This is a genomic window from Embleya sp. NPDC056575 (genome assembly GCF_042793325.1).
Taxonomy (GTDB): domain Bacteria; phylum Actinomycetota; class Actinomycetes; order Streptomycetales; family Streptomycetaceae; genus Embleya.
In genome coordinates this window covers 1-14,070 of sequence record NZ_JBHTVA010000110.1, presented here as the reverse complement: position 1 = coordinate 14,070, position 14,070 = coordinate 1, and the positions used below count along the sequence as shown (strand labels likewise).

The window sequence follows — 14,070 nt, the reverse complement described above, 5'->3', positions numbered from 1 at the left end:
GATGCGCGCGCCGGGCGCGCACCGCGCTAGTGCCCGCGCATGTCGACGGTGATGTCCGCGGGCTCGGTGGGGGGCGCCTCGGCGCCGCCCGGGCCGTACTCGCCGCGTGCGGCCTTGACCCAGATGTAGACCGGGATGCCGAGCAGCAGCATGATCAGGCTCTTGAGCACCGCGTCGGAGCCCGCGCCGTAGACCATCCACAGCGTGAACGCGAAGCCCACGACCGCGATGACCAGGTCCTTGGCCAGCGCCGCGCGAGAGACCGGGCGCTCGCGGGTGACCAGCCAGAACAGTTGCGCCGACGCGGAGAACAGGTACGGGATCACGGTGGTGACGGTGGCGAGCAGCAGGATCGTCTCGAACGCGTCCTCGGACCACAGGTAGTTCACCGCGACCACGACCGAGGTCAAAACCGTCGCGACGAGGATGCCGAACGCGGGTACCCCCGCCCGGTTGACCTCGGCGAACGGGCGGGGGAACATGCCGTCCCTGGCGGCGGCGTACGGCATCTCCGCGCACAGCATGGTCCAGCCGTTGAGCGCGCCGATCCCGGAGACGATCGCCATCGCGGCCATCAGCCCGCCCCAGACGCTCCCGCCGAACATGTTGTTCAGCGCGTCGGAGAACGGGGCCGAGGAGTCGACGAGTTCGCCGTGCGGCACGTTGCCCATCACCGCGATCGTGCTCAGCATGTACACCGCGGCGCAGGCGAGCGTGCCGAGGATCGAGGCCCTGCCGATGTTGCGTCGGGGGTCCTTGACCTTCGCCGCGGCGACCGAGGCGGCCTCGATGCCCGAGTAGGCGAACACCACCAGCGCGGCGGAGACCTGGAGGGCGCCGAGGAAGCTCTTGCCGCTCGCGTTGAACGGGCCGAAATTGGCGTTGTCGATGAAGAACAGGCCGACGATGGCGACGAACATCAGCGGGACGAACTTGAGCACGGTGGTGACGACCTGGAACAGGCCCATGTTCTTGACGCCGGACAGGTTGATCAGGGCCGGGATCCACAGGCCGACGAGCGCGATCGCGATCTTGCCCGGCGTGGAGTCCCAGTGCAGGAAGTAGTTGACGTAGCCGACCCAGGCCACCGCGATGCCCGCGTTGCCGGCCCACGCGGTGATCCAGAAGGACCACGCGTTCAGGAAGCCCGGGAACTCGCCGAACGCCTCCCGGGCGTAGGCGTACGGGCCGCCGGCCGCGGGGACGCGGGCGCCGAGTTTGCCGAAGATCGCGGCGATCGCCAGCGCGCCGACGGTGACCAGGCCGAAGGCGAGGATGCTGATGGTGCCGTACTTGGCAAGCGTGGCCGGCAACAGGAAGATCCCGGTGCCCACCACGCCGCCGATCACGAGCGCGGTCGCCTGCGGCAGGCCGAGGGTGCCCTGTGCCGGATCCGGGTCGTCCGCCGCGGGTGGGGGCGCCGATGTGACGGTCGCGGACTTGGGGTCCACCGCGTGGCTCATCGCTGCTCCTCCGTGTGTCGAGGCGACCCGGCGTCGAGTGTGTTCGGCGCCGCTTTCCGCCACATTCGAATCCTGCACCCGGACCCGGGTCCCCGACCTCCGACACAGGTCCCCACCTGCGGCGACGCTCGGACCGATCGGCCCGGGACCTTAGACCCGCCGCGATCGGCACATGGCTTTGAAGCGACATACCCGAAGTTTCCGGCATTCACCTGCAAAAGGGCGGCATCCGCGTTCTCGCGGATGCCGCCCTTGCTGCGAACAGGTGGCGTGGGCTCAAAGCCGCGGGTCCACCGGTTCCGATTCGAGCGCGAGTACGGCGAAGACCGCCTCGTGCACGCGCCACAGCGCCTCGCCCGACACGAGCCGCGCCAGCGCCTCCGTGCCCAGCGCGTGCTCGCGCAGCGCCATCGAGCGCTTGTGGCCGAGGCCGCGGTCGCGCAACCGGTCGAGGTTCACCGGTTCGGTGTAGTCGGCGCCGTAGATGATCCGCAGGTACTCCGGACCGCGGCACTTGACCCCCGGCTGCACGCGCCGGTTGGCGACGCGGTCGGCCTCGCCCGCGAGCGGCTTGACCACCATGCCCTCGCCGCCGGTGGAGGTCAGTTCGGTCCACCAGGCGATGCCGGCCGCGACCTGCTCCTCGTCGGTGACGTCCACGATCAGTCGCCCGGTGGGCGCGAGCAGCCCCGAGGGGTCGGCCGCGACCAGTCGGTCGGCGAGCGCGAGATGCCACTCGTGATCGCGGCCCAGGTAGGAGCCGCCACGTCCGGCGAGCACCTGGAACGGGGCGAAGCGCAGCCCGGTCAGGCCGTCGGTGGGCCAGCAGTAGCGGCCGTAGGCGTCCACGAACGCGCGGGCGTTGGCCGTGCGTCCGGCGATCCGGTCGGCCAGGTCCCCGACATCGATCCCGCGTTCGAGCGCACGCGCCAGCGCGGCGCCGGCGACCGGCAGCGCGGCGGTCGCGGCCGCGCCCACCGACGCGTACTGCTGCCGCAGCAACTCCTGCGCCTTGGCCGACCAGGGCATCAGCTCGGCGTCGAACAGCAACCAGTCGGTGTCCAGTTCGGCCCACAGGCCCGCCGCGTCGATCGCCCCGCGCACACGGTCGAGGAAGCCGTCGGTGGTCGCCCGGTCGGGGAAGAAGCCGCGCCCGGTGCGGGTCCACACCGCGCCCGCGCCCATCCCCTCGTCCACGCCGAACGCCGCGCGTGCGACGGCCTCGTCCCGACAAACCAGGGCGATCGCACGCGAGCCCATGTGTTTCTCCTCGCAGATCACCCGGGTGACGCCGTCCGCGCGGAACTGGGCGAACGCCTCGGCCGGGTGTTCGAGCAGACCGGGCAGCGTACTCGTGGCGCAGGGCGCCATCGTCGGCGGCAGGTAGACCAGCCAGCGCGGGTCGATGGCGAACCGGCTCATCACCTCGAGGGCCGCGGCCGCGTTCTCCTGGCGCACCGTCACCAGGCCCGCGCCGGCGGTCTCGATGTGCCGGCGACCGACCCCGCCGGGGGCCAGGTCCAGCACGTCGCCGAGGTCGAGGGCGCGCCCGTCGCGACCACCGGGGGTGGCCGAGACGAGCGGTCGCACGGGCTCGTACCAGACCTGTTCGGCCTCTACCGCGACCAGTTCGCGCTCCGGCCAGCGCAGCGCGGTCAACTCGCCGCCGAACACCGCGCCGGTGTCCAGGCAGATCGTGTTGTTCACCCACACGGCGCGTGGCATGGGCGTGTGACCGTAGACCACGGTGGCCTTGCCGCGGTACTCGTCGGCCCACGGGTAGCGCACCGGCAGGCCGTACTCGTCGGTCTCGCCGGTGGTGTCGCCGTACAGCGCGAAGCTGCGCACCCGCCCGGACATCCGGCCGTGGTACTTCTCCGGCAGACCGGCGTGGCACACCACGAGCCGACCGCCGTCGAGCACGTAGTGGCTGACCAGGGATTCGCAGAAGTCGACCACCTCGGTGCGGAACTCCTCGCTCTCCGCAGCCAGTTGTTCGAGCGATTCGGCGAGGCCGTGGGTGGTCTTGACCTGTCGGCCCTTGAGTGCGCGCACCAGCTTGTTCTCGTGGTTGCCCGGCACGCACAGGGCGTGTCCGGCACCGACCATGCCCATCACCAGGCGCAGTACGCCGGGCGTGTCCGGCCCGCGGTCGACCAGGTCGCCGACGAAGACGGCGGTGCGGCCCTCGGGGTGCGCCGCGTCGACCGGCCGCCCGGCCTCGTCGCGGGTGAGCGTGTATCCGAGTTCGACCAGCAGCGACTCCAGTTCGGCGCGGCAGCCGTGGATGTCGCCGATCACGTCGAACGGACCGGTCAGGTGTCGCAGGTCGTTGTAGCGGCGCTCGTGGACGATCTCGGCGCGCGCGACGTCGTCGGTGCCGGAGAGCACGTGCACCCGGCGAAAGCCCTCGCGCTGGAGACCGCGCAGTGAGCGGCGCATGTCGCGGTGCTGGCGCTGGATCACCTGCGGGGGCAGGTGCATGCGGTCCGGGCGCTCGGCGTTGCGCGCCTGGCATTCGTCCTGGGGTATGTCCAGCACGATCGCGACCGGGAACACGTCGTGGTCGCGGGCGATCCGGACCAGTTGCGCCCGGGCCTCGCGCTGCACGTTGGTCGCGTCCACCACGGTCAGCCGACCGGAGGCCAGGCGCATGCGGGCGACGTGGTGCAGCAGTTCGAACGCGTCGCCGGAGGCCGACTGGTCGTTCTCGTCGTCGGCGACCAGGCCGCGGAAGTAGTCGGAGGAGAGGACCTGGGTGTGCTTGAAGTGGGTGCGGGCGAAGGTGGACTTGCCCGCGCCGGTGGTGCCGATCAGGACCACCAGACACAGGTCGGGCATGGTCAGTGCGCGGCGGGCGCTCGCGTCGTGGGTCATGCCGTCGCTCCGGTGCCTTCGTCGTCGGTGGGGGTGGGGGTGGCGCCGGTGTGGGTGATCGCGCCCGCGCCGGCGTCGGTACGGGTGAAGACGACCATCTGGGTGGAGGGGCCGACCTCGGGGTCGACCTCGCCGACCGGTTCGAAGCGTGTCGCGTAGCCGTAGGTCGCCGCCGCCCGTTCGGCCCAGGCACGAAACGTCGCGCGGTCCCATTCGAAGCGGTGGTCGCCGTGGCGCATGGCGCCGACGGCGAGACCGTGGCCGCCCGGTTCCTCGGGCGCGTAGCGGACGTTGTACTCGACGTTGGGCGTGGTGACCACGACGGTCGCCGGCCGGGCCGCGCCGAGTACCGCGTACTCGAGGGCAGGCAGGCGCGGTTCGTCCAAGTGCTCGATCACCTCGCACAGCACCGCCGCGTCGTAGCCCACGAGCCGCTTGTCGGTGTAGGTCAGCGCACCCTGGATCAGGCGCACCCGATCGCGTTGGCGCTCCGACATCCGATCGAGCTTGAGCTTGCGCTCGGCGATGGTGAGCGCGCGGACGGACACGTCGACGCCGACGATCTCGCGGAAACGCGGTTCCCGGAGCAGGGCTTGGATCAACTTGCCGTCGCCGCACCCGAGGTCGAGCACCCGTTCGGCGCCGGCCGCCCGCAGGGCCTCCAGAATCGCATCCCGCCGCTGCCGGGCAAGCGACAGGCCGCCCCCGCCGGCGACCTCGCCCGCAGGAACGGAGGTCCCGGACGCAGACGACACGACAGCGGTCGCGGGCACAACACCCGAAGTCGCGGGCACGGACGTGGCGGTCGCGGGCGTCGGCGTACCCGTCGCCGGCGTGTGCGTGACGCCCGCAGGCGCGGGCGCAGCGCCGGTGCTCGCTACCGTGACGGCTGCGGGAGCCGCGTCGTCAGTCGCGACCGCAGGCCCCGATCCCGGCCCCGGGTCGTCGTCCGGCTCGTCCGGTATCGCGTTGTCGAGGTCTTCCGGCGCGGTCTCGTCGACTTCGGCCAGTCGTTCGATCGCACTGCGGGTGAGGGTGGCTCGGCGCGCCAGGTATCGGCTCGCGACCAGGTCACGGTCCGGGTGCGCGGCCAGCCAACCCTCGCCGGCGCGGAGGAGTTTGTCCACCTCGTCCGGCGCGACCCAGTAGTGCTTCGCGTTGTCCAGCACGGGGAGGAGCACGTACAACTGCCGCAGCGCCTCCGCGAGCGGCATGGTGCCGGCCAACGCCAGCCGCACGTAACGCGATTCACCCCACTCCGGGAAGCCCGCGTCGAGCGGCACGGTCTCGGTCCGCACCTGCCACCCCAGCGGCTCGAACAGCCGCCGAACCATCTCCGCGCCACCGCGCGCGGAAAGCGCGGGCACCTCGATCTCCAGCGGCAGCGCCATCGCGGGCAGTTCGGGGCGCGCGTCGCAGCGCCCCTGCATCGCGGTGCGAAAGACCGTGCCGAGCGCAACCGCGAGCAACGAGGAGGCGGCGTAGGGCCGGTCGTTGACGTACTGCGCGAGCGTGAGGTCGGGCGAGCCCTTGGCTCCCTTGCCCCGCTTGACCCCGCGCGTGAGCGCGATCGGGTCGACGTCGAGCAGCAGCGCCGCGGTGCAGCGTGCCTCGTCCGCCTCGGGGTAGAAGACGTGGGCGTTGCCATAGGTGGTGGAGAACCGCTGGGCCTTCCCGGGATGCTTGTGCAGCAGGAAGCCGAGGTCGGTGGCGGGCCGATGCGTGGTTGCGATGGTCAGGAACACCGGACCGATTATGTGTCAGATGTACCGGTGTCGACGATCGCTTTATTCGCCCGTCGGGTGCGCACCCTCGACCGCCACGGACAGTTCCACCGCCGTCCCGGACGTCCCTGGTCCGGACGCGCCCGGCACCTCGCGCGGGCAGTGTTGTCGCAGCGTGCCCAAGTCGATCGACAGGCCCCGTTCGGCGGCGGCGCGAACGAGGGCGGCGAACGCCGGATGCACGGCGGTGTCGTCGTCGGGGTCGTCGTCGGTGACCGGGTGGTCGGTGGCGAGTTCGCGACCGGCCGGGCGCATGCCGGCGACCGTCTGCCGGCCCGGAACGGACCAGCCCTCGGGCACCGGCGCGGACAGCGGCAGGCACAGCGCGATCTCGGCGCCGGTTTCCGCGGCGGGTCGGCCCAGGTCCAGCCTGAAGGGGCCGCTCGGGGTGATCCCGTCCGCCGCCAGACTCGCGTACAGGTCGAACAGTGCCTCCTCGACCGCGACATCGGCGTCCACGACCGCCCCGTCCGCCCCCGCGACCACCGTGCCCGAGCCCGCACCTCCCGCGCCCGCACCCGCCGGCTCCGCGCCGCCCCCGGGCGTCGCGACGTACTCGACGACGCCGACCCACGCCTGCGCCCGGGTGGGCCGCACCCGCACGTCGTAGCGCGCCTCCGTGCCGGCGAGCACCCGCTCGGCCGCCGCGAGTGCCCGGTCCTCGCGCGCCCGTTCGACGCGCACCGCCTCACGACGGGCGTGCAGGGCCTGCTGCGGGGAGCCGCCGGCGGCCACCGCGATCCGTACCTCCGCGAGTGGCACTCCCGCCGCCCGCAGCGCGCGGACCACGCCCGCGTGTTCGAGTTGACCGACCGAGTAGCGGCGATACCGCGTGCCCGGGTCCACGTCGGCGGGTATCAGTACGCCCTGTTCGTCGTACCAGCGCAGGGCCTTGACGGTCAGGCCCGTGGCGCGAGCGAAGTCTCCGATGCCGAGGAACATCCTCATCACCTCCCGACCGACCACGGTGCCCTCTCCCGTGACGGGAGGGTCCACCGCCCCGGGCCGGGCGGGTGCGCCGCGGGTGCGCACCGCCACGATCGGTGCGATCGCGGCGGGCGCGCCCGGGTCACCAGTCGTCGGGCTCGGTGACGGTCAGCAGGCGGACGAATCTCTCGTAGGACACCTGGCAACTCTCCAGGCGCTCGTAGGTACGGGCCGACAACGCGACGGGGGCGCTGGGTTCGAGAGCAACGCTCCAGAACCAGCCCGGCGCCCCCGTCGCCCGTCCGATGACGGGCACCAGGTCCACGACCCGGCGACGCAGCCGGTCGAGCTCGATGCGGCAGGCCCCCGCCGTGACATGGCCCCGAGCGGACCGCGCGAGCACGCGGCCGTTCGGGGCGATGAGCCGCCACCGCACGTGCTGCTCGGCGTCCAGGTGGACGTCGTAGCGCGCGTGCCGTTCCGGCGTACCGTCCGGGGCCTGCGGCTCATCCGAAGCGACCGGCGACATAGTCGGCCGTCCGGGGGTCGCGGGGGGCACCGAAGATCGCGGTGGTGGGTCCGGCCTCGACGATGTGGCCGGGGGTGTTCTCCGCCGCGAGGAAGAACGCACAGTGGTCGGATACACGTTGGGCCTGTTGCATGTTGTGCGTGACGATGACGATGGTGACCTGGTCGCGCAACTCGCCGATGGTGTCCTCGATCCGCCTGGTGGAGGTCGGGTCCAGGGCCGAGCACGGCTCGTCCATGAGCAGCACGTCCGGGTCGACCGCGAGCGAACGGGCGATGCAGAGACGTTGCTGCTGGCCTCCCGACAGCGCGCCGCCGGGTTGCCTGAGTCGGTTGCGCACCTCCGTCCACAGGCCGGCGCGGGTCAGCGAGGACTCCACGACGGCGTCCTTGTCCGCGTTGCGCACGCCGGTCAGCTTGAGGCCGGCGACCACGTTGTCGTAGATGGACATCGCCGGGAACGGGTTGGGCTTTTGGAAGACCATTCCGACCCGGCGCCGGGTCTCGATCGGCCGGCGGGCGGGGTCGTAGATGTCCTCGCCGTCGAGCAGGACCCGGCCCGCGAGTTGAGCGCTGGGTACCAGCTCGTGCATCCGGTTGAGGATGCGCAGGAACGTGGATTTGCCGCAGCCGGACGGCCCGATCAGGGCCGTGACGGAGTTGGCCGCCATCACGAGGTCGACACGTTCGAGCACCTTGTGGGTGCCGAACCAGGCGCTGACGGTCTCCGCGGTGAGCGTCGAGCCACGCCCGCCGGCGGATTGAGCCGGTAAGGGCTGGGTCTCGGCTGCGGGAGCGAGAGTCGTCGCACCGCTGTCCGGGCTGGTCACGTGCGGAGCCTCCGGGGTGTGGAGTGGGACGGGAACCGGCGTCAGAGCGTCGCCGGGAGTACGCGTGCGGCGGATTCGTACAGTGCCCACACGACGGCGAGCACGACCGGGGTGCCGAGCAGGAGCGTGACTCGGCGATCGGGGTGGCGGCGCAGGGCCCAGACCAGGACGGCGACCACGATGGTGAACGCCTGCGCCCACAGGAGCAGTCGCACGCCGGCGTTCGCGTAGCCGCCGGTGCCCTTTTCGTCCGCGCGTAGACCTTGCGGACGCCGGCCCTCCTGGGCCTTGGGGGCGCCCTGCAGTTCGGCGACGACCACCGTGCGTCCGCCGGGGCGGATCCACGAGTCGGCGGTGATCAGCACCAGTCGGTTCTCCCGGCCGGGGGCGAGCACGTCGTCCTTGCCGTTGGCGATGTGCCTGCGCTCGATCACCTTGTAGGTGAAATCGCCCTGCTGGGTGGTCGCCTCGACGCGCTGGCCGACGCGCAGGTCGTCGAGGTCGTGGAACGGGCCGCCGAAGCTGTACGCGCGGCCCATGATCACGCTGTGTCCGCCCTGTCCGGGCAGGCCGCTGGTCCGCAGGTGTCCGGGGCCTTTGGCGAGCGAGTCGGCGGTGGTGCCCTCGACCACGACCTGGCGCAGGCCGATCGCGGGGATCCGCAACATCGCCACCGGCCTGCCCTTGGCGATGGTGCCGCCGAGGGGGGCGACGTCGCGGTAGAGCTCGTCGGAGAGTCGGTCGGCCAGGATGCTCTGGTCGCGGGCCTGTTGGATGTCGGAGACGACGTACACGTAGCCGACGAAGCCGGCGATGAGCAGCGCGAGCAGCGCGACCGCGGCGCCCGCGACGGTGTACGGGTCGGCCCGGCTCGCGCGGGCCCCGCCCGCGGTCGCCGGCGGGTGCCCGCCGGCGCCGGCGCCTGCGGGTGCGGTCGCAGGCGCGGGTGCGGGTGCGGTCTCGGGGGCGGTCGCCGGCGCGGTCGCGGGGGCCTTGGAGACGGTGTCGGCGGTCATGCGGGCACTCCCTGGCGACCGATCAGGCGCAGGACGGCGGCCACCGGTGGTGGCCAGGTGCCGGTGCGGCGTTTGTGTCCGAGGGAGAGCAGTACGGGGCAGGCGACGAGCGCGCCCGCGCTCACGCACATCAGTACGAGCAGCACGATCGCGGACCCGTCGCCGTCGAGCGCGTCCTTGATCACGCTGGCGACCTTCGGGAACGGTCCCTTGTCGGCCGGCGGCGCGGCGGCACCCACCGGTGCGGTGGAGGGCGCGGCGGTCGACGGCGCGGCCGAGGGCGAGGCGCCGGGGTCGCCGGTGACCGGGGTGTTCGGGATGCCGGTGTTGCCGGCACTGGTGCCCGCGGAGGTACCGGTGTTGTTGTCGGTGTTCCCGTTCACGGGCGGGTTGGTGGGCGGCGGGGTTTCCCCGGTCCACTTGGGCGCGTCGGCGATCTTCTTGCGGGCGTCCGCGATCTGCTGCTTCTGCGCGTCGGTGAGCGGGGTGTAGCCGGGCGGCAGCGCGCCGGGCTGGAAGGTGCCCGTCTGCGTTTGCCCAGTGGTCGCCGCGTAGGCGAGGAAGGTGTCGATCTTGGCGGCCTTGGCGGCGGTGAGCTTGTCGGTGGAGACCATCGCCACGTCGGTGGCGGTGAGCGGATAGGCGTTCGCGGCCGTGCTGCGGTAGTCGTTGGTCAGCGTCGCCCCGTCCGGGCCCGGCTTGGCGGCGGCGATTCCGGCGCGCACGGTCGCGGGGTCGGTCGGGTCCACGAAGTTGCCTGCGGCGTTGCGGAGTTTGGCGACCGGCGTGCCCATGCGCAGGGCCGCCTCGACCGAGGTCACGGCCATCACGGTGTGCGAACCGAAGGCGTCCTGGCCGTCGTCCTTGGGCCCGAAGTCGCCCACGGTGCGGTTCATCGGCAGCGCGTTGCCCAGGCGGTTGACGATGTCCTCGTACACCGTCTGCGGCACGTTCACGTTGGACTGGGCCTCGAGGCGGTTGGTGTACACCGCCAGCGGGTACGTCGCCGCGCCGACGCGCCACTCCGGCGGGCACACGATGCCGTTGGCATCCGGTGTTCCGGAGAGCCATGTGGCCGTTTCCGGGTCGGCGGCGAGCCAGGCGGTGAGTGCCCAGATCATGTCGTCCTGGACGCCGCGCAGGATCGGGCTGCGGTCGGCGACGGGCCATACGTGCGCCTGGTTGATGGCCTTGAACTCGGGGTCGTCGTAGACCTTGATGATCGCGCCCGGCCCGCGCGGCCCCGTCGTGTAGGCCCCGGTGATCATTTTCGCGACCAGGCGCGGGGTCAGGCTCATCGACGTGATCGGCTCGTGGGTGCCGGCGTCGTCGATGTTGAACGCGATCGCCAGCGCACCGTTGGTCAGCGGCGCGTACACGGTCTTGTCCTTGTCCCGGGTGCCGGTCAACGACACCGGGCGAGCCTGGTCGAGCGCGCCGCCGATGGGCTGCTGGGTGACACCGATGTCGGCCCCGTCCCGGAGGAAGACCTCGCGGGCGTTGGGGCCGGAGCCGGAACTGACCGTCATGTTCACGGGGTTGGTCCGCGCGCCGCACAAGCCGAACACCCACGAGCCGCCGGCCTGGGAGAACTCGCCGGTGCCGCTGACCGACAGGTCCGGGTGTTCCATGCCCGGGCACGCGTCGGGCGCGGGGATGAACGACAGCGGCGTCACCGCCACCTGTCCGGCGGCGAAGGCCAGGTCCATGTCGGTGTCGGTGATCTGGTACTGGACACCCAGATCGATGTGCTGCTTCGCCTGGAAGGAGGTGGCCGTACTGCCCGCCTCGGGCATCACGAATGCCACGACCGAACACGCCTGTCGGTCCGAGCAGCCCAGTTGCGGCAGTCGCAGCGCCGGCCTGACCTGGAGCCACGCCTCTCCGGATCCGTCCGCGCGGGTGGGCACTCCGGTCTGCTTGGTGGCGAGGATCGGCGGATTGCCGTCGGGTTGTTGGAAGACGCCGTTTTCCGTGTAGGTCGGCGACCAGCAGTCCCGAGGTCGGGGCGTGGTGCCCTTGCACTGCATCACAACGACGCTGTTGGTACCGGCGGCCAGGGTGAAGCCGGTCCACTTGACCAGGATGCGCTGGTTGACGAGGTTGGTGCTTTGCGACACCGTCACCGCCGGGCGGGCGGCGGGCTCGGCCGCGCCGGCCGTCCCGGCGACCACGCCGAGCCACCCGGCGAGCAGCGCGACGCACAGCGCGATGACGCCGGCGACGGACAACGCGCGGCCCGGCGAAGCGGTGGAACGCTCGATGCCGCTCACGGCAACCCCACTTCCCTCGCCCCCGTTAGAGGCCGATTTCCCCGCCGATTCCCCCCGGCGAAAGCGACCCGCGCCGATCCTCGCGCGGCGCGGCGGCACGGGGGGAGCGGAATCCGACACGGTGTTCGAAAGTTCGCCTGCGGCGTACGGACCGGACATCTCCCGGTCACCCGACGCGGCCTTCTCGCGCGAGTCAGCGGACATCGGGGCCACGTCCTCGACCGAGTCGGCTGTACAGGAACGGCGCGCCGAACACCGCGGCCGTCAGGCACACGAGGGTGAGTGCGTAGAACCAGACCGGCGGCAGCGGCGGCGAGTCGCCGGCTTCGACCGATCCGGCGCTGACCGGCCCGCCGGGGCCGGACTTGTCGCCGCCGGCCACGACTTCGCCGGTGCCCGGGTCGAGGGTGGCCCCGCCGCCGGTGTCCGGCCCCTGGGTTGCGCCGGTTCCCCCGCCGGCGGCTCCCGGCGTGTCACCGGGCTTGGGCGTGTTGCCGCCGGTGCCGTTGTTGTTGGTGCCGTTGTTGTTCTGGTTGTTGGCGCCGCCCGGACCGCCCTGCTGGGGCTGTTGTTGTTGCTGCTTTTGCTCCGGCGGCACCCAGGCCGGGTCGAAGGTCGGGTTCGGGCAGGCGTCGTGGTCCGCCTTGGTCGGCTTGTCCAGGTTCGCCGGCAGTGCCCCCGGGTCGGGCGCGCCGGGGATCGACTTGATCGCGTCGTAGCCGAAGCCGACCAGCTTGGGGGGCAGCGGCGAGTATCCCAGCCGTGGCGCCTGTCCCTGACCGGCGCACAGGAAGTACTTGATGAACTTGCCGAGCGTTTCGCCCTTGGACTCGTCGAAGGAGAACTGCTTGGCGGCCGGCACGATCATGTAGCTGTAGCTGGAGATCGGATAGGCGCGCTTGTCCGGGTTGGTGTAGACGTCGTCGAGGATCTGGGTGCTGTCCGGGTTCAGCCGGGCCTTGGTGAGCGCGATGGACACCGCGTCCGAGCTGGGCTGGGTGTAGACGCCGGCGACGTTCTTGACCGAGGCGACCGGGAATTGCCGCTGGATCGCGTAGGCGGTCTCGACGTAGGTGATCGCGCCCTCGCCGTATCCGGCCGCGACGTAGTTGGCCACGCCTTCGGAGCCGGCCTGTGCCTTGGTGGCCCCCTTGACCGGGAACTCGGAGGTCATGCCGCCGGGGAAGAACGGCCGCCAGATGTCGTTGACCTGGTTGGTCAAGAAGGCGGTGAACTGCGCGCTGGTGCCCGAGCCGTCCGAGCGCACGACCGGGGTGATCGGGGTGGCGGGCAGGGACAGGGCCGGGTTGTCGTCCTTGATCGCCTTGTCGTTCCACACCCTGATCTGGTTGGTGAAGATCCCGGCGATGGTGCGCGGCGACAGTTGGAGGTTGCGGACCTGTTGGCCGCGGATCTTCAGGTTGTACATGAACGAGGTGCCGCCCGCGACGATCGGCAGGTACTTGAACTTGGTGTTGTCGGCCTGCAGGCGCGCGAGTTCGTTGGTCGCCTGCCCGGCCCGGTCGACGTAGTTGCCCTGGAAGGGGATCTCCGAGACCGCGAAGTCGACCAGGTGGCTCATGAAGTCGTTGCGTCCGGCGGTGGATCCGTTGGGGGTGTAGTCGACCGCCAGGCCGCGGGCAGCGACGTCGGCCGACCACTGCATGGTCGCGGGCGAGCTCCAGGTGGAGCCGCTGCCGTGGATGCCGGCGGCGGCCGAGGCGGTGCCGGACGGCAGGACGAGCAGGGGGACGGCGAGCACGGACGCGATCGCCACGCGTAGCAGATGCGCGGGCAGGCGCGTGGTCCTGGTCATGAAGTGGGCTCCGGGGTGAGGGACTTGGTGGCGGCGCCGGCGCGGCGCCGCTTGCGGCGTCCGGACTCGCCGGGGGCGCGACCGCCGATCAGGCGCGCGAGGGAGAACAGCACGAGGACGATGAGCAGCAAGGTCACGGCGGCGCCCCACGCGAGGGAGTTGAGCTCGTCGCTGGGCGACTTGTAGTTCACCCAGATGAAGTACGGCAGGGAGGTCTGCACACCGCTGAACGGGTCCCAGTTCATTCCCGCGCCGCCGCCCGCGACCAGCAGCACGGGCGCGGTCTCGCCGACCACGCGGGCGCAGCCGAGGATGACGGCGGTGACCAGGCCGCTGCGCGCGGTGGGCAGTACGACGTTCCACAGGGTGCGGAACTCCCCGGCGCCCAGGGCCAGCGACGCCTCGCGCAGGCCGTTGGGCACCAGGCGCAACACCACCTCGGTGGCGCGGGTGACCACCGGCATCATCTCCACCGACAGCGCCAGACCCGCGGCCAGGCCGCAAAAGCCCTGGCCGAGCGAGATGACGAAGAAGGCGTAGACGAACAGGCCGGCGA

Annotated in this window: 10 protein-coding genes; all 10 read right to left on the bottom strand. The window is 71.7% G+C overall.

Annotated features, from left to right (window positions below):
- Positions 1-26 precede the first annotated feature (26 nt).
- A complete protein-coding gene (locus ACFRCG_RS45640) occupies positions 27-1,463 on the bottom strand; it encodes an APC family permease (RefSeq protein ID WP_380042580.1) in 1,437 nt (478 codons plus the stop codon).
- A gap of 276 nt (positions 1,464-1,739) precedes the next feature.
- The gene (locus ACFRCG_RS45635) at positions 1,740-4,340 is read right to left on the bottom strand and encodes a polynucleotide kinase-phosphatase (RefSeq protein ID WP_380042579.1); all 2,601 of its coding nucleotides are present in this window, start codon (positions 4,338-4,340) and stop codon (positions 1,740-1,742) included.
- Entirely contained in the window at positions 4,337-6,085 is a 1,749-nt protein-coding gene (locus tag ACFRCG_RS45630; protein WP_380042578.1) for a 3' terminal RNA ribose 2'-O-methyltransferase Hen1, read from the bottom strand. The genes ACFRCG_RS45635 and ACFRCG_RS45630 overlap by 4 nt, the downstream gene beginning before the upstream one ends.
- Positions 6,086-6,127: 42 nt before the next feature.
- Entirely contained in the window at positions 6,128-7,066 is a 939-nt protein-coding gene (locus ACFRCG_RS45625; protein ID WP_380042577.1) for a MerR family transcriptional regulator, read from the bottom strand.
- Positions 7,067-7,193: 127 nt separating this feature from the next.
- On the bottom strand, positions 7,194-7,580 hold the full coding sequence (locus tag ACFRCG_RS45620) for a hypothetical protein (protein WP_380042576.1): 387 nt from the start codon (positions 7,578-7,580) through the stop codon (positions 7,194-7,196).
- On the bottom strand, positions 7,558-8,274 hold the full coding sequence (locus ACFRCG_RS45615) for a phosphate ABC transporter ATP-binding protein (RefSeq protein ID WP_380042594.1): 717 nt from the start codon (positions 8,272-8,274) through the stop codon (positions 7,558-7,560). Before ACFRCG_RS45615 ends, ACFRCG_RS45620 begins: the two co-directional genes overlap by 23 nt.
- Before the next feature lie 176 nt (positions 8,275-8,450).
- Positions 8,451-9,425, bottom strand: a complete 975-nt coding sequence (locus ACFRCG_RS45610) for a sortase (protein ID WP_380042575.1) — start codon at positions 9,423-9,425, stop codon at positions 8,451-8,453.
- A complete protein-coding gene (locus ACFRCG_RS45605) occupies positions 9,422-11,698 on the bottom strand; it encodes a hypothetical protein (RefSeq protein ID WP_380042574.1) in 2,277 nt (758 codons plus the stop codon). The genes ACFRCG_RS45610 and ACFRCG_RS45605 overlap by 4 nt, the downstream gene beginning before the upstream one ends.
- 193 nt (positions 11,699-11,891) lie before the next feature.
- The gene (locus tag ACFRCG_RS45600) at positions 11,892-13,514 is read right to left on the bottom strand and encodes a phosphate ABC transporter substrate-binding protein PstS (protein ID WP_380042573.1); all 1,623 of its coding nucleotides are present in this window, start codon (positions 13,512-13,514) and stop codon (positions 11,892-11,894) included.
- A partial coding sequence (locus tag ACFRCG_RS45595; RefSeq protein WP_380042572.1) for a PstA family ABC transporter permease occupies positions 13,511-14,070 on the bottom strand: 560 nt, incomplete at its 5' end. The genes ACFRCG_RS45595 and ACFRCG_RS45600, both read right to left, overlap by 4 nt.

Bases quoted from the DNA above. Each gene is read 5' to 3' on its own strand.
- ACFRCG_RS45635 (WP_380042579.1), bottom strand. From the start codon at position 4,340: ATGACCCACGACGCGAGCGCCCGCCGCGCACTGACCATGCCCGACCTG.
- ACFRCG_RS45640 (WP_380042580.1), bottom strand. From the start codon at position 1,463: ATGAGCCACGCGGTGGACCCCAAGTCCGCGACCGTCACATCGGCGCCC.
- ACFRCG_RS45625 (WP_380042577.1), bottom strand. From the start codon at position 7,066: ATGTTCCTCGGCATCGGAGACTTCGCTCGCGCCACGGGCCTGACCGTC.
- ACFRCG_RS45610 (WP_380042575.1), bottom strand. From the start codon at position 9,425: ATGACCGCCGACACCGTCTCCAAGGCCCCCGCGACCGCGCCGGCGACC.
- ACFRCG_RS45620 (WP_380042576.1), bottom strand. From the start codon at position 7,580: ATGTCGCCGGTCGCTTCGGATGAGCCGCAGGCCCCGGACGGTACGCCG.
- ACFRCG_RS45600 (WP_380042573.1), bottom strand. From the start codon at position 13,514: ATGACCAGGACCACGCGCCTGCCCGCGCATCTGCTACGCGTGGCGATC.